19 protein-coding genes and 2 riboswitches are annotated in these 19,503 nt (G+C 67.2%); all 19 genes read right to left on the bottom strand.

What is annotated here, in order from left to right; all coding sequences use genetic code 11:
* Window positions 1-29 precede the first annotated feature (29 nt).
* The 19 genes from ATE59_RS12425 to murG all read right to left on the bottom strand — a co-directional run bounded on the left by ATE59_RS12425 (window position 30) and on the right by murG (window position 19,493).
* Entirely contained in the window at window positions 30-665 is a 636-nt protein-coding gene (locus tag ATE59_RS12425; protein ID WP_058812654.1) for a DUF938 domain-containing protein, read from the bottom strand.
* A complete protein-coding gene (locus ATE59_RS12420) occupies window positions 662-1,186 on the bottom strand; it encodes a CcdC protein domain-containing protein (protein ID WP_058812653.1) in 525 nt (174 codons plus the stop codon). The genes ATE59_RS12425 and ATE59_RS12420 overlap by 4 nt, the downstream gene beginning before the upstream one ends.
* Window positions 1,187-1,193: 7 nt before the next feature.
* Window positions 1,194-1,643, bottom strand: coding sequence for an ABA4-like family protein (locus tag ATE59_RS12415; protein ID WP_058812652.1), 450 nt, complete (start codon window positions 1,641-1,643; stop codon window positions 1,194-1,196).
* A gap of 12 nt (window positions 1,644-1,655) precedes the next feature.
* Window positions 1,656-2,000 carry a hypothetical protein gene (locus ATE59_RS12410; protein WP_058812651.1) on the bottom strand — a complete coding sequence of 115 codons (345 nt, stop codon included), beginning with the start codon at window positions 1,998-2,000 and terminating at the stop codon, window positions 1,656-1,658.
* Entirely contained in the window at window positions 2,000-3,547 is a 1,548-nt protein-coding gene (gene gcvPB / locus ATE59_RS12405) for an aminomethyl-transferring glycine dehydrogenase subunit GcvPB (RefSeq protein WP_003039987.1), read from the bottom strand. The genes ATE59_RS12410 and gcvPB overlap by 1 nt, the downstream gene beginning before the upstream one ends.
* The gene (gene gcvPA / locus ATE59_RS12400; RefSeq protein WP_058812650.1) at window positions 3,544-4,902 is read right to left on the bottom strand and encodes an aminomethyl-transferring glycine dehydrogenase subunit GcvPA; all 1,359 of its coding nucleotides are present in this window, start codon (window positions 4,900-4,902) and stop codon (window positions 3,544-3,546) included. Before gcvPA ends, gcvPB begins: the two co-directional genes overlap by 4 nt.
* Window positions 4,903-4,905: 3 nt before the next feature.
* Complete coding sequence (locus ATE59_RS12395; RefSeq protein ID WP_058812649.1) at window positions 4,906-5,721, bottom strand: glycosyltransferase; 816 nt, start codon at window positions 5,719-5,721, stop codon at window positions 4,906-4,908.
* Between the two features lie 45 nt (window positions 5,722-5,766).
* Window positions 5,767-6,138 carry a glycine cleavage system protein GcvH gene (gene gcvH, locus ATE59_RS12390; protein ID WP_058812648.1) on the bottom strand — a complete coding sequence of 124 codons (372 nt, stop codon included), beginning with the start codon at window positions 6,136-6,138 and terminating at the stop codon, window positions 5,767-5,769.
* Between the two features lie 3 nt (window positions 6,139-6,141).
* Window positions 6,142-7,296 carry a glycine cleavage system aminomethyltransferase GcvT gene (gcvT, locus tag ATE59_RS12385; protein ID WP_058812647.1) on the bottom strand — a complete coding sequence of 385 codons (1,155 nt, stop codon included), beginning with the start codon at window positions 7,294-7,296 and terminating at the stop codon, window positions 6,142-6,144.
* Between the two features lie 53 nt (window positions 7,297-7,349).
* A riboswitch (glycine riboswitch) is annotated at window positions 7,350-7,468 on the bottom strand.
* Window positions 7,469-7,568, bottom strand: a riboswitch (glycine riboswitch).
* Between the two features lie 58 nt (window positions 7,569-7,626).
* On the bottom strand, window positions 7,627-8,283 hold the full coding sequence (locus ATE59_RS12380; protein WP_058812678.1) for an NAD(P)H-binding protein: 657 nt from the start codon (window positions 8,281-8,283) through the stop codon (window positions 7,627-7,629).
* Window positions 8,276-9,448, bottom strand: coding sequence for a deoxyguanosinetriphosphate triphosphohydrolase (locus ATE59_RS12375; protein WP_058812646.1), 1,173 nt, complete (start codon window positions 9,446-9,448; stop codon window positions 8,276-8,278). The genes ATE59_RS12380 and ATE59_RS12375 overlap by 8 nt, the downstream gene beginning before the upstream one ends.
* Window positions 9,445-11,205: an SPOR domain-containing protein gene (locus ATE59_RS12370; RefSeq protein ID WP_058812645.1), complete on the bottom strand. Its 1,761-nt coding sequence runs from the start codon at window positions 11,203-11,205 to the stop codon at window positions 9,445-9,447. The genes ATE59_RS12375 and ATE59_RS12370 overlap by 4 nt, the downstream gene beginning before the upstream one ends.
* A gap of 57 nt (window positions 11,206-11,262) precedes the next feature.
* Complete coding sequence (ftsZ, locus tag ATE59_RS12365; RefSeq protein WP_058812644.1) at window positions 11,263-12,702, bottom strand: cell division protein FtsZ; 1,440 nt, start codon at window positions 12,700-12,702, stop codon at window positions 11,263-11,265.
* A 152-nt stretch (window positions 12,703-12,854) separates the two neighbouring features.
* Window positions 12,855-14,111, bottom strand: a complete 1,257-nt coding sequence (ftsA, locus tag ATE59_RS12360; protein ID WP_003040016.1) for a cell division protein FtsA — start codon at window positions 14,109-14,111, stop codon at window positions 12,855-12,857.
* 5 nt (window positions 14,112-14,116) lie between these two features.
* Window positions 14,117-15,055, bottom strand: a complete 939-nt coding sequence (locus ATE59_RS12355; protein WP_058812643.1) for a cell division protein FtsQ/DivIB — start codon at window positions 15,053-15,055, stop codon at window positions 14,117-14,119.
* Between the two features lie 10 nt (window positions 15,056-15,065).
* Window positions 15,066-15,992, bottom strand: coding sequence for a D-alanine--D-alanine ligase (locus tag ATE59_RS12350; protein ID WP_082657415.1), 927 nt, complete (start codon window positions 15,990-15,992; stop codon window positions 15,066-15,068).
* The gene (gene murB, locus ATE59_RS12345) at window positions 15,989-16,888 is read right to left on the bottom strand and encodes a UDP-N-acetylmuramate dehydrogenase (RefSeq protein WP_058812641.1); all 900 of its coding nucleotides are present in this window, start codon (window positions 16,886-16,888) and stop codon (window positions 15,989-15,991) included. Before murB ends, ATE59_RS12350 begins: the two co-directional genes overlap by 4 nt.
* Entirely contained in the window at window positions 16,885-18,315 is a 1,431-nt protein-coding gene (murC, locus tag ATE59_RS12340) for a UDP-N-acetylmuramate--L-alanine ligase (RefSeq protein WP_058812640.1), read from the bottom strand. Before murC ends, murB begins: the two co-directional genes overlap by 4 nt.
* Complete coding sequence (gene murG, locus ATE59_RS12335; protein ID WP_058812639.1) at window positions 18,315-19,493, bottom strand: undecaprenyldiphospho-muramoylpentapeptide beta-N-acetylglucosaminyltransferase; 1,179 nt, start codon at window positions 19,491-19,493, stop codon at window positions 18,315-18,317. Before murG ends, murC begins: the two co-directional genes overlap by 1 nt.
* Window positions 19,494-19,503: the final 10 nt, after the last annotated feature.

The raw sequence follows: 19,503 nt of genomic DNA, 5'->3' as shown, positions 1-19,503 counted from the left end.
GCAGTGACAGCTTGGGTATGCCGCCGAACTCAGCCGCCCTTGCGGAAGAGCAACATCAGATTGTTCGCCGGCATGGTGCGGCGCTCGGTAAAGCGAAACCCGTGCCGCGCGGCCGCATCGACGACCGCCTCCACTTCGCGCAGCCCCCACGCGGGATTGCGGCTGCGCAGGCTGGCGTCGAAAGCAAGGTTGCTGTCGGCGGTCGCGGCGGCGGCTTCGATATAGGGGCCGTAAAGGATCAGAGGCGCACCCGCACCCAGCAATCGCGCCGCCCCCGCGAACAGGCCCAGCGTCGCCGCCCACGGGCTGATATGCACCATGTTGATGCACAACAGCGCATCCGCGTGGCCCAGCGGCCAGTCCGGTGCCGATGCGTCGAGGTGCAGCGGCGCGGCGATGTTCGGCAGCCCTGCCTCGGCGCTCCAGGCCGCGATCGAGACGAGCGCGGCGGGGTCGGGGTCGCTCGGCCGCCAGCGAAGCTTCGGGAAGGCGGCGGCGAAATGGACGGCATGCTCGCCCGAACCGCTTGCCACCTCAAGCACCGTGCCCGACGCGGGGAGCCAGTCGGCGAGCACCGCGGCGATCGCGTCGCGATTGCGCAAGGTCGCGGGGGCGTGACGCTTGTCGCCCTCACCGCCGTCCGACGGCGTCCACGGCCCCGTCATCGCCGCGCCGCACGTGCCGCGGCGAGCAAGCGCCGGGCGCGCAGCGCGATCTCGACCCGCTGAAAAACGATGAAACCAAGCGCGAAGGCCATCAGAATATCGGTAACGGCCATCAACCCCGCCTGCCCGCGGCCGGCGAAGCCTTCGGCCATGTTGCGCGACACACCCCGGATGAAGATGAGCGCGACGAAAAAGAGCAACGCCGCGGGCGACACGGTCTGACTGAGCTCGTGCGTGTCGGGATCGACCGCGACCTGCATCAACTTGCCGCGCATCCAGCCGAGACCGCTGCCCACCGCGAGCGCGACAAGACACCATATCCACACCAGGCCGTGCGGCGGAGCGTTCCAGAAAACGAACCCCAGCAACAGCGCGTAGAAGGTCGGCAAGATCCACAGCCGTTCGAGCCGCAGCCGCCGCGCCTTGCCGACCGAACGCAGCCTAAAGAACAACACGAGCAGAACGACCGCCGCGGGGATCAGATATTGCAGCAGCGGCGACGGGGCGGTTCCGGCGTTCATGGCCGCCTCACTTCGCCTTCGCCTGCGCCCGCGCGCGACGTTCGCGCACGATCAGCCACGCCAGCAGCCCGACCGGCCCGACCATCAGCGTCAGGAACAGGAAAGGGAACTGGACGATCCGGCTGAAACCCTTGGCATCGGCATCGCGGGCAATCCACATGCCCGTGAACAGGTCGAAGGCCAGATAATGCGTCCAGCCGAGCGTCGCGCCGCCGGGACTGTCGAACAATTTCATAACCCCCGCCAGCGTCGTGAAATTGCCGCCGCCGGTTCCGCCGGCATCGATCGTGCCGGAGAGGAAGCCGCCGAGCATCACGGCATAGGCGAGGCACAGCAGGAAGACCCCGGCATAGAGGATCAGCGCCAGCACTTTCGGCCCGCGGGGCGCGAAGGCGAGGAGCAGCCAGCCACCGATTGCCCAATAATTGGCCAGCAGGAAAACGCTATCCCAGCTCATCGCTTCTCCCCTTCAGATCAGTCCGCCGACGCCGAGAAAGAGGATTCCGCCGAACAATGCAACCAGCCCCGCCGACAAAATCAGCAGCGTCATTTGCGCCGCGGCCCGCCGCCGCATCACGACGAAGGCGGTAAGCAGCGCGAAACCCAGCGCGATGAGCGGCGCATAGCCGAACACCCAGTGGTGCGCGAGCGCGCGGCGGGGCCGGACGATTTCCCATTGTTCGGCGACAAGGCCGTAGCCGGTTACCGCGGCAAGCCAGATCGCGGCGAAGACGACGAGCGACAAGGCGGCGGCCAGGCCGCAGCCGCCCCGGCGCGGCGCTTCTCCGCTTTCATCCTCGCCCGCGGCGCGCATCAATCCTCCCAGCGAAGCACCGGCTTGCGCGCCGCCAGCGTCTCGTCGAGCCGCGCGCGCGGCGCGAAATGCGGCGCCGACTTGAGCGCAGGATCGCCGTTCTTTGCGCGAAGCGCGATGCTGCGCAGCGCGCCGACGAACTGGTCGAGCACCGCCTTCGATTCGGTCTCGGTGGGTTCGACGAGCATCGCGCCGTGGACGACGAGCGGGAAATAGACCGTCATCGGATGATAGCCTTCGTCGATCAGCCCTTTGGCGATGTCGAGCGTCGAGAAGCCCTCGGCGAGCCCGCGATCGCTGAACAGCGCCTCGTGCATGCACGGCCCCGATGCCGCGAAGGGGGCATCGAGCACATCCTCCAGACTGCGCAGGATATAGTTGGCGTTGAGCACAGCGTCCTCGGCGACCTGCTTCAGTCCGTCGGCCCCGTGGCTGAGAATATAGGTCAGCGCGCGGGTGAACATGCCCATCTGGCCGTGGAAGGCGGTCATCCGGCCGAAGGTGTCGGGGTGCTCGGCGCCCGCGCTTTCTTCCTCGATCAGCTTGAAAGACCCGTCGGCGTAGCGCGCCGAATAGGGGATCGGCCCATAGGGCGCGAGCGCCTTCGACAGCACGACCGGCCCCGAACCGGGACCACCGCCGCCGTGCGGGGTCGAAAAGGTCTTGTGCAGGTTGATGTGCATCGCGTCGATGCCAAGGTCGCCGGGGCGAACCTTGCCGACGATCGCGTTGAAGTTGGCGCCGTCGCAATAGACATAGCCGCCCACCGCGTGCACCGCGTCCGAAATCGCTTTCATGTCGCGTTCGAACAGGCCGCAGGTGTTGGGATTGGTGATCATCACCCCCGCCACATCGGGGCCGAGCCGCGCCTTGAGCGCCGCGAGATCGACGCGGCCTTCGGCGGTCGCCGGAATATCCTCGACCGTGAAGCCGGCAAAGGCGGCGGTCGCGGGATTGGTCCCATGCGCGCTTTCGGGGACGAGCAGCACCCGCCGGTCCTCACCGCGCGCTTCGAGCGCCGCCTTGATGCACAGGATCCCGCAAAGCTCGCCGTGCGCGCCCGCCTTGGGCGACATGGCGACGCCGTACATGCCGGTGAGTTCGATCAGCCACACCGCGAGTTCGTTGATGACCGCAAGCGCGCCCTGCACCGTTTCCTGCGGCTGGAGCGGGTGAACATCGGCGAAGCCGGGCATCCGCGCGACCTTTTCGTTGAGGCGCGGATTATGCTTCATCGTGCAGCTGCCAAGCGGGAAAAGGCCGAGGTCGATCGCATAATTCTGGCGCGACAGGCGCGTATAGTGGCGCACCGTTTCGGACTCGCTGAGCCCCGGCAGGCCGATGGGATCGCGGCGCATCAGCGCGCCGAGATCGGCAGCGGGCGCTGCCTCGTCGAAATCGACGCCGGTGGTCGCGGTCGAACCGATCTCGAAGATCAACGGCTCCTCGAGCATCAGTGCGCGGTTGCCGGTAAAGGTCGCGGTATCGGCGGCACCACCGGCGCCGTGCATTTCGGGGCGCCAGCCGGCGGGGTTGAGCGCGGTCATGCCAGCACCTCCTTCAGCGCCGCGGCAAAGGCGGCGATATCCTCTTCGGTCGCGGTTTCGGTGACGGCGACGACCAGCCCGTTCGCAAGCGCGTCATTGTCAGGATAAAGGCGCCCGAGCGACACGCCGCCGAGCACGCCCTTTTCGGCGAGCTTGTGAACCGTCGCCCGCGCGTCGACGGGCAGCCGCAGCGTGAATTCATTGAAGAAGCCGCTGTTGACGACCGACACGCCCGGCACCTGCGCCAGCGCGGCCGCCGCCACCCTGGCGCGCCCGTGGTTGATACCGGCCAGCTGCCGCAACCCCGCTTCGCCGAGCAAGGTCATGTGAATGCTGAAGGCCAGCGCGCAAAGCCCTGCATTGGTGCAGATATTGCTCGTTGCCTTCTCACGCCGGATATGCTGCTCGCGCGTCGACAGCGTCAGGACGAAGCCGCGCTTGCCATTGGCATCGACCGTCTCGCCGCACAGCCGCCCCGGCATCTGGCGGACATATTTCGTCTTGCAGGCGAACAGGCCCACATAAGGGCCGCCGAACTGGAGCCCGACGCCGATCGCCTGCCCCTCGCCCACCACGATATCGGCGCCCATCTCGCCCGGCGACTTGATGAGACCGAGGGCAACGGGTTCGGTAACGACCGCGATCAGCAGCGCGCCGGCGGCCTGGCATGCCGCGGCAAGCGCGCTCATGTCGTCGATGCGGCCCAATATGTCGGGATATTGAACGACGACGCAGCTTGTATCCGTGTCGACCGCGGCGGCGAGCACAGCCCAGTCGGTACCAGCCTCCAGCGTCGGGTCGCCGTCGACAAGCTGATCGCCGGTATATTTCGCCATCGTCCGCGCGACGCTGCGATAATGAGGGTGGAGGCCGGTCGAGAGCAGCGCCTTGCCGCGCTTTGTGATGCGCCGCGCCATCACGATCGCTTCCCAGCAAGCGGTCGAGCCGTCGTACATCGACGCATTGGCGACGTCGGTGCCGAACAGACGCGCGACCTGCGTCTGGAACTCGAACAGCATCTGCAGCGTGCCCTGCGCGATTTCGGGCTGATAGGGCGTGTAGGCGGTCAGAAACTCGCCGCGCTGGATCAGATGGTCAACACTCGCCGGCACATGGTGGCGATAGGCGCCCGCACCAAGGAAGAAGGGGCCGTCGCCGGCGGCGCGATTCTGTCGCGCGAGTGCGGCCATATGGCGCTCGACCGCCAGCTCGCTGGCATGGTTGGGCAAGCCGGTGATCGGGCCGTCGAGCCGCGCTTCGGCGGGCACGTCGACGAACAGATCGTCGATCGAGGCAGCGCCCACCGCCGCGAGCATCGCGCTGCGGTCATCGAGGGTGAGGGGGAGATAACGCATGAACTACTCCGTCGAAGAAGCTGATTTTATAGCAAGAAGTTGGGCCAGATCGGGAAGCGACCCGGTAAAGATCGCCGGCCCGCTATGTGTGGTCTTCACCCAGGGGGCGAGCCAGATGCGAAGCCCCGCATCGCGCACGCGGCGGCAAAAGGCATAATCGTCCGACAACTGCGCCCGCGTGTCGGGTTCGATCATCGGCAGGAAATAGGCATAGGCCTCCTCGCCGATCCCGTGCGCGGCGCGCTCGGCGGGATCGGTGCGAAAGACCAGTTCGGGATGACGCGCGCGCAGGCTGTCGAACACGTCGCGGCGGATCATCATCATCCCGCTGCCGACCCGCGTCAGTTCGACCAGATCGGTGAGCGCGAAGGATTGGTCGGGATGCAGGAAATGCAGCGCAAACTCCCCCGCAAAGCGCCCGAGCGCCGCCGGATCGGCGTCACCCAGCCCTGCCTTGGCGGCCAGCGCCGCATTGCGCCAGTTGAGCATCCGCCGCGGACAGGCAGCCCCCAGAATCGCGCAATCGTCGCGGCCGACCATCGCGCGCAGCATCGCGAACACATCCTCGGCGCCGAAGTCGATGTCGGCATCGACGAACAGCAGGTGGGTGCAGTCGCTTTCCGCGAAGATCGCGGCGAGCATGTCGCGCGCGCGCGTCACCGACGGCTGGTAGAGGATGAACTCGAACCGCACCGTCAGGCCAATCGCCTGCGCCCGCAACGCAAGGTCGAGCAGCGCGCGGACATAGCTACCCTGCGCCCCGTCATAGATGGGCGTCGCCACCATCAGGCGGCAATTGGCAAGCGCAGGGTCCGTCATGGTCTTGCGGCCTTTCCCCCTCCCGCGACCGGAAGGGGTTTGCGATCACAGATCGGCGATGAAATCCTTGTACGCCTGCGCATTCATCAGCCCGTCGAGCTGGCTCTTGTCGCTGAGCGTCATGCGAAAGAACCAGCCTTCGCCTTCGGGGTCCGAATTGACGAGCGCGGGGTCCTCCTCAAGCTGGCCGTTGCCTTCGGTGACGGTGCCATCGACGGGCGCGTAGACGTCGCTCGCCGCCTTCACCGATTCGACAACCGCGGCGTCGCCGCCCTTCGACAGTTCGGCGCCGGTGTCGGGAACCTCGACGAAGACGATATCGCCGAGCTGGCCCTGCGCGAAGTCGGTGATGCCGACCGTCGCGACTTCGCCATCGACATCAATCCATTCATGCTCTTCGGTATAAAAACGCGGCATCGATCAGCCTCCCTGTTTGCGCACGTAACGATGTGGAACGAAGGGCATCGGCGTCACCGTCACGGCGACGCGCTTGCCGCGGACTTCGGCGGCGAGCGCCGTGCCGGGCTCGGACAGGCCGGTGGGCACATAGCCCATCGCGATCGGGGCGCCGACGCTCGGCGCAAAACCGCCCGAGGTGACGACGCCGACTTCGCTGTTCCCGTCGAAAATCTTGGCGCCCTCGCGCACCGGCATCTTGCCATCGACGGTCAGGCCGACGCGCTTGCGCGGACTGCCGTCGGCAAGATGGCCGAGGATGCGCGCGGCGCCCGGAAAGCCGCCTTCCTCGCGGCGGCGCTTGCTGATCGCAAAGGCCAGATCGCCCTCCACGGGGTCGATGCCCTCGTCAAGGTCGTGGCCGTAGAGCGGCAATCCCGCTTCGAGCCGCAGCGAATCGCGCGCGCCGAGGCCGATCGGTTTTACCGCCCCCTGCGCGCACAGCGCATCGGCGAGGGCCGAGACGTCGCTCGCCGGCACCGAAATTTCGAACCCGTCTTCTCCGGTATAGCCCGAACGGCTGATCCCCAGCCGCACGTCGCCCCACAGATAAGGGCCGGCCTGCATGAAGACGAGGCGATCGACGGGAAGAATGTCGGGAAATTCGGGAACCACGCCGAGCGCCGTCAGCGCGGCCGCGGCCTTTGGCCCCTGCAGCGCGAGCAGCGCCTGTTCGTCGAGCAGGTTCATCTCGATCTCGTCGGGCAGATGTTCGCGCAGATGCGCGATGTCGTCCCACTTCACCGCGCCGTTGACGACCATGTAGAGGCCATGCCCCGTATTGGTGATCATCAGATCGTCGAGGATGCCGCCATCGTCGGCGAGCAGCAGCGAATAGCGCATCCGCCCCGGCTTCAACGCCGAAATATCGCCCGGAACCAGCGCTTCGAGCGCTTCGGCGGCGCCTTCACCGCTGAACACGAGCTGTCCCATGTGGCTGACGTCGAACAGGCCCGCATTGTCGCGCGTCCACAGATGTTCGGCCATGATGCCGTCATACTGGATCGGCATGTGATAGCCGGCGAATTCGACCATCCGCGCGCCCCTTGCACGGTGCCAGGCGTCGAGCGGCAGCGATTCGATCGCGACCGTTTCGCCCATTTCTTCGGTTTCGCTCATATCGGCCTCCCGTCGTTGACATGACGCGGCGCGGCCCGATGCCGTTCCTTCGCCATGCCCCCTCTGTCACGGGAACCTGAGAGTTTTCGTCCATGCGCCCACAATGACGGGCCGGCATGGAGTTACCCCTTCGGTGGTCCGGGCGTGCCCGAACGCTTTCCAGAGTGTCCGTTCCAGCCGCGCGGTCCGTTGACCTGAGAGTTTCCGGGGCGGTTGCTCCTTCGGTGGCGACGGCCGGTTTCCCTGCCCCCGCGCTCTCCCGCGTGGCCGGTCGAATCTCTTGGAGAGGCTCGACAGACGCCTGAGCCTTGGCGCTCGCCTTCGGCAGAGTCAATCGGCGAGCTGTTGCATCGCGTCATTTTCGTGGACGAACTGCCCCGGCGCTGCCAGCGACGCCGCCGCCACGATCGCGCGCGCCACCGTTTCGGCCGGAATCGAGCGATAGCGGCGCAGCAATCCGTGCAACAGCGCGTCGGTGAGCGGCGCGGCAAGCATCGCCAGCCCCTCGCCAATCCGCTTCGGCCCCCGCCGGTCACCGGTGAGCAGGCCGGGGCGCATCAGGTCGAGCCGCAGGAAATTCAGCGCGCGCAGCGCCTCCTCCACCTCACCCTTCGTCCGCAGATAGAAATTGGCGCTATGCGCCGCCGCGCCGACGCTGCTGACCGCGATCATGTGCGCGGTCCCCGCCGCCTTTGCCGCACGGGCGCAGGCGAGCAGCAGATCATGATCGACCGCGCGGAACGCGTCCTGCGACCCCGCCTGGCGGATCGTGGTGCCGAGGCAGGAGATCAATATCCCGGGGCGCTCCGCCGCGATGATCTCGGCCCATTCGCCCGGATCGGCGGTCACGGCGCGGTGGCTGGCCCCGGCCTCGACCGGACGGCGCGCCAGCAAGGTCAGTGGCAGGGCATGGCCGCAGCGGTCAACCGCCTGTCCGACGAGCCCCGTCGCTCCGATCAGAAGCGCGCGGGGCGCGGAATCAGACATGCGCCAGCGCCTCGGGCACCGCGGCACGCCCGTTTATCTCGGCAAAGCGATCGATCGCGAATCGGTCGGTCATCCCGGCAATATAGTCGCCGATGTGGCGCACCGTCGCCCCGTCCGTATCGGGCAGCCGCGATGCCCATTCCTCGCCCATCAGCGCAGGGTCAGTCTGATAGGCCGCAAACAGCCCCGACACGACGGTGCGCGCCGCGTCGGCGGCGGCGATCTGCGACGGATGGTGATAGAGGTTCGCATACATGAAGCGTTTGAGATCGCGTTCCTGCCGCGCCAGCGTTTCCGAAAAGCCGCCGAGCGTGCGGCCCGCCGCGCGCACTTCGGCCACGCTCTCCACCCCCGCATCGGCGACATTGGCCTTGGTCGCGGCGATCACGTCGTTGACCATCACGCCGATCTGGTCGCGCACCAGTTCGCGCAGCAACCGGTCGCGCGGCGCGCCCGGAAAGCGGCCTTCGACGAGGCGGAAATTGTCGGCGACGAAGGGTTGCGCCATCAACTGGTCGATCGTCAACAATCCCGCGCGCAGGCCGTCGTCGATATCGTGATTGTCGTACGCGATGTCGTCGGCGACCGCCGCCACCTGCGCCTCCAGGCTGGCGTGGCTCGTCAGGTCGAGCGGAAATTCGGCGTCGATTTCCGCCAACGCCCAGCCGGGGTGCCGCACCGGACCATTGTGCTTCGCCAGCCCCTCCAGCGTTTCCCACGTCAGATTGATGCCATCGAAGCGCGGATAGGGACATTCGAGCCGCGCGAGCGTGCGCAGCGTGTGGCCATTATGGTCGAATCCGCCATGCGCCATCATTGCGGCTTTCAGCGCGTCCTCGCCCGCATGGCCGAAGGGCGGGTGGCCGATGTCATGGGCAAGGCACAAGGCCTCGGTCAGATCTTCGTTCAGCCCCAGCGCCCGGGCGATACCGCGACCGATCTGCGCGACTTCGATGCTGTGCGTCAGTCGGACGCGATAATGGTCGCCGTCGGGCGCCACGAAGACCTGCGTCTTGTGGCGCAGCCGGCGAAAGGCGATCGAATGGATGATGCGGTCGCGGTCGCGCTGAAAGGCGTCGCGCGGCCCGCGCACAACGCGTCCCGGTTCGTCATGACGGCGTCCGCGTGTCGCCCTGGGGTCGCTGGCACAAGCCGACAACGTCATTTGAAGAGGTCGACCTCCTGCCCCGCATCGCTGGTGAAGACGAAGCCGTCGCCGCCCGCCTTCTTATATTGCGCGAGCCAGTCCGCAGCCGCCTTCTTGTCCTTGAACGGCCCGACGAGCAGGCGGCGCGTACGGCCCCATTCGGTCGAACCGCCATCCTTACCCTTGAACAGCGCGGCATTCTTTTTGGCGAAGCGGTTGAAATCGAAGGCGAGCGCCTTCTGGTTCGACCCCGCCGCGACTTGCACCCAGATGCGCGACGGATTGGCCTTTTTCTTCGCGGCCTCTTCCTTCGCCTTGGCGTCGGCTTCCGCCTTGGCCTTGGCCGCGGCTTCTTCCTTTTCGCGCTTTGCCGCTTCGGCGGCGTCTGCCTTGCGCTTGTCCTCGACCAGCTTGGCAAGCGTATCGGCGCCGACCGCGCCGCTGGTGCGCTCCAGTTCCTCGGGCGGAATCTCGATTGAGTTGACGATCTGCGCCAGCGAGGCGAGCGGAGCCGCCGCGCTGGGCGTTGGCGTGGCCGTCGCCGACGGCGGGGCGGCAGCGGCGGCCGGCGGCTGCCCGATATCGCTCAGCGAGAAACCCGGGCCGACGGGACCGGCGCCGCTGTTTGCGGCGACGCCCACCGGCTGGGCGGCCGCTGGCGCCGGTGTCGGCGCGGGGGGCTTTGCTGCCGGGACGGACGGCGTATCGGCACGGCGCACCGGCACGGCAGCCGGCGGCTGCGCCACGGTCGGCGCAGGTGTCGGCGCTGGCGTGGGCGCCGGTGTCAGTGTCGGCTTCAGGGTCGGCGTAGGAGCGGGTCGGGTCGCCGGTGGCCGTGTGGCGGTGGCCACCTGCACCGGCTTGTCCTTGTCGCCGCGCCGTTTGCTGGGCGTCGAAGTCGGGGATGGGACGGGAGTCGGGGCTGGAGCAGCCGCGGCGACCTGTACGGGCTTGCGCACCGGGCCAAGTTCCCCGGCGGGGAAACGCCCGAAATGCGCAGCGGCCGCCTGCTGCGCCGGGTTGAGCCGATCCATCTGGGTCAGATAGGGCAAAATGCTCTGCGCCAGCAGCGCGGGCATCGTCGCCTTGACGATCTCGGTCGCCTCGTCATTGCGGCCGTTGATCGCGAGGATCATCGCGCGCGACCGCCATGCGGCACGGTCCTGGGTACGAAGCTGCGGCGTGAGGAGCTGAATCGCGCGGTCGGCTTGCCCCGTGATGCCGAGCGAGATCGCATAGCGGCGGATCACTTCGTCGCTCGGCGCGATCGAGAGGGCGAGTTGATAATCGCGCTGCGCCGCATCCTGCTGGCCCAGCAAATCGCGCGCCAGCCCGCGGTCGGCAAGGAACAGTCGCTCGGGAGCGCCGAGAAGCTGCGCCTCGCCGAAATAGTCTAGCGCCCGCGACGGCTTTTCGAGATGGAGCATCGCCGACCCGAGCGCCGCCTTGACCGCGCCGTCGCGCGGGTTCGCCTGCTCGGCACGGGTCAAAAACCCGAGCGCGGCGCGATAATCCTCCAGCTCGATCGAGGCGCGTCCGGCCTCAAGCAGCGCGGCGCTGTCGGTGGCATTCGAGGCGAGTCTAGCGATCGCCGACGACAACATCGTCCGCGCGGCGGTGCGTTTTTCCATCGCCGCCTTGGTGGCCGCATCGGGCGGCGTCACCTGAAATGCATGCGCCGCTGCGAAGGGTGCAGCGGACAGGAACAGCAAGCCGAGCGCGCCGACATGAAGTCGAACGCGCCGCGGCCCCGCCGTCAATATGGATCGCCGCATGGGCAAATCATCCCGTGTTCGGGCCGCCTGCCCATCGGGCGGCCGCGATGAACCCTGTTACTGGTTGTTCTGGCGGCCCAGGAAGCGCGGAATATCGACCCCGTCTTCCTTGTCGCCCTCTTCGGCGGGGGCCGAACCGCCACGCGACAGGCGCGACATGCGTTCGAACAAGGTGCCGCCACCGATCGGCCGCGCAGGCTCGGCCGCGGGGGCCGGGTCGGCAGCTGGCGCGGGCGCCGGCTCGGGTGCATCGAGTACGAGCTCGTCGCTGGTATCGTCATAGGTCGCGGCGACCTGCGACAATTCCATCGGCTCTTCCTCGGCCGGCGCCGGTGCTTCGGCCGCGGGAGCATCGCCCAGCGAGAAGCCCGGTGCGGGGTCGGTGTCGATTTCGGGTTCCGCGGCTTCGACCGGCGCTTCCACAGCCGCCGCCTCGACCGACTCCTCGGCAAAGGGCGCCGGCGCCGGGCTGCGCGCGGGGGCGAAGGAGAAGCTGCGCGCCGCCGGTGCGGCCGGAGCCGCCGCGTCGCCAGAACCGTCGATGCCGGTCGCAACGACCGATACGCGAATCTTGCCTTCCAGCCCTTCGTTGAAGGCGCTGCCCCAGATGATGTTGGCGTCGGGGTCGACGAGTTCGCGAATATGGTTCGCCGCTTCGTCGACTTCCATCAGGCGCATGTCTTCGCCGCCGGTAATCGAGATGATGACGCCCTTCGCGCCCGCCATCGACACGCCGTCGAGCAGCGGGTTGGCGATCGCCTTCTGCGCAGCTTCGAGCGCGCGGCCGTCGCCTTCGGCTTCGCCGGTGCCCATCATCGCCTTGCCCATTTCGCGCATCACGCTGCGCACGTCGGCAAAGTCGAGGTTGATGAGGCCGGGCATGACCATCAGGTCGGTGATACCGCGCACGCCCTGCTGGAGCACTTCATCCGCCATGGTGAAGGCTTCCTTGAAGGTCGTGTTCGGGTTGGCGACCAGGAAGAGATTCTGGTTGGGAATGACGATCAGCGTGTCGACATGGTCCTGAAGCTCGGCGATGCCGGCTTCGGCCGACCGCATGCGGCGGTTGCCTTCGAAGGTGAAAGGCTTGGTCACGACGCCGACGGTCAGAATGCCGCGGTCGCGGGCCGCCTTGGCGATGACCGGAGCCGCACCGGTGCCCGTGCCGCCGCCCATGCCGGCCGCGACGAAGCACATATGCGCGCCGTTCAGCGCCTCTTCGACCTGCGCGATGCTTTCCTCGGCCGCCGCCCGGCCGACTTCGGGACGCGAACCCGCACCCAGACCCTGGGTGATCTGCGTTCCGAGCTGGATGCGACGCTCCGCCGGCGAGGCGTTGAGCGCCTGCGCGTCGGTGTTGGCGACGACGAAATCGACGCCCTCGACCTTCGCCGCGATCATGTTCGCGATGGCATTGCCCCCCGCGCCGCCGACGCCGATCACGGCGATACGCGGCTTCAGTTCATCGACCTGCGGCGGGCCAATATTGATGCTCATCAACCAATCTCCCTGTAGCGGCGGACCAACGCCGCTTCCCTCACCTTGCGACCCATTCGGGCGGTAGTCCGGCCGCCCGTCATTGATTTATCGCATTGCACTATTGTGACGCCGGAATCACCCAAAAAATTAACCTTTCGCGCAACCGCGCGTCAGAAACTGCTCTTCAGCGCGGTGATAAGTCGGTTGATGATCGACGACCCCTTGGGACGGTACACATCCTGCGCCATCGTGGGCAGGTCGCGCAGATCCACGGGATCGGATGCGGCATAAAGAACCAGACCGGCAAGCGTCGCGAAAGCCGGTCCCGAATGGGCATCGGGCAAGCCGTGCAAGCCGCGCGGTCGCCCGACGCGCGCCGCCCGGCCGAGTGCGATCTGGGTATAATCGGCGATGCCTTTCAGATCGGCGCCGCCGCCGACGAGCACGACCTGACGGCCGATCGGGCCGACGAAGTGAAGATCCTTCAGCGTCCGTCCGATGTCGCCCATCATCTGGTCGAGCCGCTGACGAATGACCGAGATCAGCTGCGCGCGCGTGATGCGCGGCGCATCGCTGCCCGCGGGCGCGCCGGGATCGAGTTCGATCAAATCATTGTTGTCGCGCGGGCTGGCCGAGGCCGAGCCGTAGAAGCTCTGCAGCCGCTGCGCCTGGCTGCGCCGGATACCGAAGGCCGAGGCGATGTCGTCGGTGATGTCGCTCGCCCCGAACGGCAGCGAAACCATCTCGACGAGCATTCCGCCTGCATAGAGCGACACCGTCGTCACCGCCGCGCCGAGCTCGACAAGCGCCACGCCAAGGTCGCGTTCTTCTTCCGACAGGCAGGCGAGCCCCGCCGCGATCGGCGAGGCGACCACCGCATTGACGTCGAGATGCGCCTGCCGCACCGCGGCTTCCAGATTGCGCACCGGCGCGCCGTCGGCCATGATGATGTGGATATCGACGCCCAGCCGGTCGGCGTGCAGTCCGATCGGATTCTTGACGCCGGTCAGCCCGTCGAGCGTGTAGAGCGCCGGCTGCGCGTGCAGGATCATTCGCCCTTCGGGATCGATCCCGGCGCGCCCGGCGGCGAGCAGATCGTCGATGTCTTCCTGTTCGATGCGGTGGCCGCCGAGTTCGCTCTCGATCGGGGCAACGTCGCTCAAGAGGCTGCCCGCCGAGAAGCTGACCCAGACATCGTCGATATTGAGCCCCGCGATACGCTCGGCCTGTTCGATCGCCTCGCGCACGATATGCTCGGTCTGCTCCATGTCGGCGACATAGCCGCGCTGGACGCCGCGGCTTTCGCGCTGGCCGGTGCCGAGCACGTGCAACTGCCCGTCGGCGGTCTGGCCCGCGATGAGCGCACAGACCTTCCACGACCCGACATCGAGCGCGGTGATAATCTTTTCGATGCGCGGCGGCGCCATCGCTTCTATCCCTCGTTCGCCTGACCCGCCGACACCGCGTCGGCGGCGGCACGCGCGTCGTCGATCTTCGACGGCGCCACCTGCCCTTCGTGCGGCATGCGTAGCACGAAACGGCTGGGATCGCGCATGTCGAAACGCAGGATACCGCGGCCAAGGAGGCGGTTTGCCCCGTCCATGTGCGCGAATTTGGCGAGCGCCGCCTTCGCTTCGGCATCGCCTTCAGGCAGCGACAGCGTTTCGCCGCTGCGGAAGCGCAGGTCCCAGCGGCGGTTGCCGACCCAAGTCGCGCCCGCGAGCAGTTCCTTGAGCGAGCTGGCCTCGGCGAGCAGCGCGTCGAGATCCTGCGCGCGCCGATTAGCATTGGGGCCGATGACGAGCGGCAGGTCGGGCATGGTCGCGACCGTCACCGGTTCCAGGACGACCCCGCTGTCGTCGATCAGCGACAACCGACCGTCATTCTGCCAGATCGCCGCCGGGGTGCGCTCGACGATATCGACGACCAGCGTGTCGGGCAGGCGGCGCGACACGCGCGCATCCTTGATCCAGCCGTACTGCATCAGGTCGCGGCGCACATCCTCAAGCTCGACCGCGGCCATCGAGCGGTCTTTTTGCGCCAGCGCGATATCATAGACCTTCAGCCGGTCGATGCGATCGGCGCCGACCACTTCGACCTTCTTCACTTGGAATCCGGCGCGACCGACCGCCTGCGCCCACTCTTCGTGGATTTTCGCGGTCACGCCCGTCACCTCGGCACCGAGCACAAGCACGCCCGCCAGCCCGATACCGATCGTCCAGTTGGCGACGCGCTGAAGCTGCGCCGGGCTGATCGGCAAGGCGTTGATGACCATGTTGAGGCGCGACTGCTTGACCGACCTGCGCCTTTTAGGCGCGCGCGACGGACGGCGCGGCGGCGCCTTCGCGCGTTTGATCCTAGTGCTGCTCATGCTCCGCTGCTCATGCCAATGCTTCCCCCACGATGCGTTCGACGAGTTCGGCATAGTCCATGCCGATGGCGCGCGCCTGTTCCGGCACGAGGCTGAGCGGTGTCATCCCCGGCTGCGTATTAACCTCGAGCAAGAAAATGCCCGCGAGCCCATGTTCGTCGTCCCAGCGAAAATCGGAACGCGACGCGCCTTTGCAGCCAAGCAGGCGATGCGCCTCGACCGCCAGATGCTTCATCCGTTGCGCGATGTCGGCGGGGACATCAGCAGGGCAGACATGTTCGGTCAGCCCGTCGGTATATTTGGCGTCATAATCGTAGAAACCCGACTTTACGCGCAGTTCAGTTACGCCGAGCGCCTCGTCGCCGAGTACCGCGACGGTCAGTTCGCGCCCCTTGATGAAAGGCTCGGCGAGCAGCCGGTCGAACTCCTGCCACGGCCCCACCGCTTCGCGCGCGATCGGGTTGCCGTAGTTGCTGTCGTCCTTGACGATCGCGACGCCGACCGACGACCCTTCGTTGACGGGTTTCAGGACATAGGGGCGCGGCAGGGGGTCGGCTGAAAACAGATTTTCGCTGTCGACCATCGTCCCCGTCGGCATGGGAATACCATGCGGCACCAGCGCCTGTTTCGTCAATTCCTTGTCGATCGCGATAACCGACGTAACGAGCCCGCTGTGGGTGTATTTGAGGCCCATCAGGTCGAGCATGCCCTGCACGGTGCCGTCTTCGCCCGGAACGCCGTGGAGGGCGTTGAAGACGACATCGGGCCGCGCTTCGGCAAGCCGCTGCGCTACATCGCGGCCCATGTCGATGCGCGTGACCCTGTGCCCGCGGCTTTCCAGCGCGTCGGCAACGCCCTTGCCGCTCATCAGCGACACTTCGCGTTCGGCGGACCAGCCGCCCATCAGGACGGCGACATGCCACGGACCCCGGCTCACTTCGCCACTCCCACGCGTTGTATCTCCCATTGCAGTTCCACGCCGCTCTTCGCCTTCACCCGGCGGCGGACTTCCTCGCCGAGCGCTTCGATGTCGGCGCTCGTCGCCGCACCGGTGTTGATCAGGAAATTGGTATGCTTCTCGCTCACCTGCGCGCCGCCGATGGCGAAACCGCGGCAACCGGCCTCATCGACAAGCTGCCACGCCTTGTGACCCTCGGGGTTCTTGAAGGTCGATCCGCCGGTCTTCGAACGCAGCGGCTGCGACGCCTCGCGGCTCGCCGAGATACGGTCCATTTCGGCCTGGATCGCGGCGGGCTCACCCGGATGCCCGCGAAAGGTCGCGCCGATCACGACAGCACCCTCGGGCAATTCGCTGTGGCGATAGGTGTAGCCCAGATCGGCAAGCGGCAAGGTCCGGCGCTCGCCCGAGCGCAAGACGATGTCGGCTTCGACCAATATGTCCTTGACCTCGCTGCCATAGGCGCCGCCGTTCATCCGCACGAAGCCGCCAACGGTGCCGGGGATCGACCGCAGGAACTCCATCCCCGCGATTCCTGCGTCGCGCGCGGTCGACGAGACGAGGATGCCCGAGGCACCGCCTCCGCAGCGCAAGCTGGTCGCGTCGACGGCTTCGACCTTAGCAAAGGCCTTGCCGAGCCGGACGACGACGCCCGGAAAGCCGCCGTCGCGAACGATGAGGTTCGATCCAAGGCCGAGCGCCATTACCGGGATCGCGGGATCGAGGTCGCGCAGGAAACCGGCAAGATCATCGGCGTCCTTCGGCTCGAACAGCCAGTCGGCAGGACCGCCTGACTTGAACCAGACGAGCGGCGCCAGCGGCGCCTTTGCGGTTAGCTTGCCGCGGACCGCCGGAAGCGTATCGGCGGTGCTCATACCGCCTCCACCGCGCTCGCCAGCCCCGCTGCCATCTTGGTGATGTCGCCTGCGCCGAGGCAGATAATCATGTCGCCCGCGCCGAGCGTTTCGGTGCGGATCGCGTCCGCGATCGTTGCAGCAAGCGCACCGGCGTCGGCAACGGTCGACGCATGGCGATGGCCGCGGTCGCGCAGTCCCTGCGCCAGCGCATCCGACGACACGCCCTCGATCGGGCTTTCGCCCGCTGCATAAACGGGCAGCGCGAGCACCATGTCGGCGTCGTTAAAGGCCTGCTGGAAATCGTCCATATGGTCGCGCAGGCGGGTAAAGCGATGCGGCTGGACGACGGCAACGACGCGTCCCGCCCCGGCGCCCTCGCGCGCGGCCGAAAGCACGGCGCGGATCTCGACCGGGTGATGAGCGTAATCGTCGATCACCGTTACGACTCCACCTTCGGCCGCAATCTCGCCGACCTTGGTGAAGCGGCGCTTGACCCCGGCGAAGCCGTTGAAGCCCGACGCGATCTTGTCGTCGCTGACGCCCATATGCAGCGCGACCGCAATCGCGGCGAGCGCATTCTGGACATTGTGGCGACCCGACATCGGCAAATGAATGCCCTCGATCGTCCGGCTATTCCCGTCGCGGTCGCGCACGACGACGTCGAAGCGATTGCCGTCGGGCCCCGGTGTCACATTGGTGCCGCGCACATCGGCCTGCGCCGAAAAGCCATAGGTGACGATGCGGCGGTCGCGGATGCGCGGGATGATCGCCTGCACCTCGGGATGGTCGAGGCAGAGCATCGCGGCACCATAGAAGGGCACATTCTCGATAAACTCGACGAAGGCGTCCTTGATCGCGTCGAAACTGCCGTAGTGATCGAGATGTTCGGGATCGATGTTGGTGACGACCGCGATCGTCCCGTCGAGGCGCAGGAAGCTGCCGTCGCTCTCGTCGGCCTCGACCACCATCCAGTCCGACGCGCCGAGCCGTGCGTTCGAGCCGTAATTGTTGATGATGCCGCCGTTGATGACGGTCGGATCGATGCCGCCCGCATCGAGCAAGGCGGCGACCAGGCTGGTCGTCGTCGTCTTGCCGTGCGTGCCCGCGATCGCGACGGTGGATTTGAGGCGCATCAACTCGGCGAGCATTTCGGCGCGCCGGACGATCGGGATGCGATGCGCGAGCGCGGCCTCGACCTCGGGGTTGCCGCGCTTCACCGCCGTCGAGGTCACAACCACGGCGACGCCATCGACGTTCGCAGCCTCGTGCCCGATCGCGACTTTGATGCCGCGTTTGCGCAGGCCTTCGACAACATAGCTGTCAGCGATGTCGCTGCCCTGCACCTGATAGCCGAGGTTGTGCATCACCTCTGCGATGCCCGACATGCCGATGCCGCCGATGCCGATGAAGTGGATGATACCTATATCGGTCGCGACGCCGCGCATCAGTTCGCCTCCCGCCGCGCGGCGGCGACACCCGAAGCGGCGCGCTGCGTGCTGGCACCGACGCGGATGACGTCCATCATCGGCGGCGCGGCAAAGCTTTCGACAAGGTCGGCAAGATCGCGGGTCGCATCGGGCAGGCCGCAGTTCGCCGCCCGGTCGGCAGCCTCTTCGAGCGCGCCGGGTTCGAGCGCCATGCGCTGGATATGCTTGGCGAGCGCAGCGGGATTGAAATCGCTCTGCTGGATCGAGATCGCGCCACCCGCCGCGACGAGATCGCCGACATTATAGGTTTGGTGATCGTCCATCGCGTGCGGATAGGGCACGAAAACCGCCGGCCTGCCGGCGCAGGCCAGTTCGGCGACCGTCGACGCCCCCGCCCGCGCGATGACGAGATGCGCCCAGCGCAGCCGCTCGGGAAAGTCGGTGATATAGGGCGCGCACTCGGCCGCGACGCCAAGGGCGGCATATTTGGCGCGCACCGTTTCGATGTCGGTCTCGCGGCATTGCTGGACCACCTGCAAGCGGTCGAGCAGCGCGCGCGGCAGCATGGCGACGGCAGCGGGAACGACGTCGCTCAGCACCGTCGCGCCCAGGCTGCCGCCGACGATGAGCAGACGAACGATGCCGTCCTCGGGCAGCGGCGGATAGCCGTCCTCGCGGATCGCGATAATTTCCTCGCGCACCGGATTGCCGATCAGGTGGCGCTTGTCGGCACAGGCAGGCGGGAAACGGCGGATATGATGGTAGGCGACCGCAATCGCATCGACCCGTCCCGCCATCAGCCGGTTGGTGCGGCCCAGCACGGCATTTTGTTCGTGAATGACGCTGGGCGTCTTGGTCGCGCGCGCGGCGAGCAGGCTGGGCAGCGACGGATAGCCGCCGAAGCCCACAACCACCGCCGGGTCGAAATCGCGGATCAGGTCGATCGCCATCGCGCGCCCCTTGCGGATCGCCAGCGCCGCCTTCACCCAGCCGACGGGACCGCCATGAACGCGCCCGGCAGGCAGAACATGCGTTTCCAGCTCGGCCGGCGCGCCCGGAATCCTGAGGCCGCGGTCGTCGCTGACCAGCGCGACGCGGTGTCCGCGCGCAATCAGTTCGCCCGCCAGCGCATAAGCGGGCAGCATATGGCCGCCGGTGCCTCCGGCGGCAAGTAGATAGTGGCGCGTCGCGGTCATGGCCGGGCCG

It is taken from the genome of Sphingopyxis sp. A083 (genome assembly GCF_001468495.1).
GTDB classification, from domain to species: domain Bacteria; phylum Pseudomonadota; class Alphaproteobacteria; order Sphingomonadales; family Sphingomonadaceae; genus Sphingopyxis; species Sphingopyxis terrae.
The sequence above is the reverse complement of the archived record's forward strand: the minus strand, read 5'-3'. Positions and strand labels throughout refer to the sequence as shown.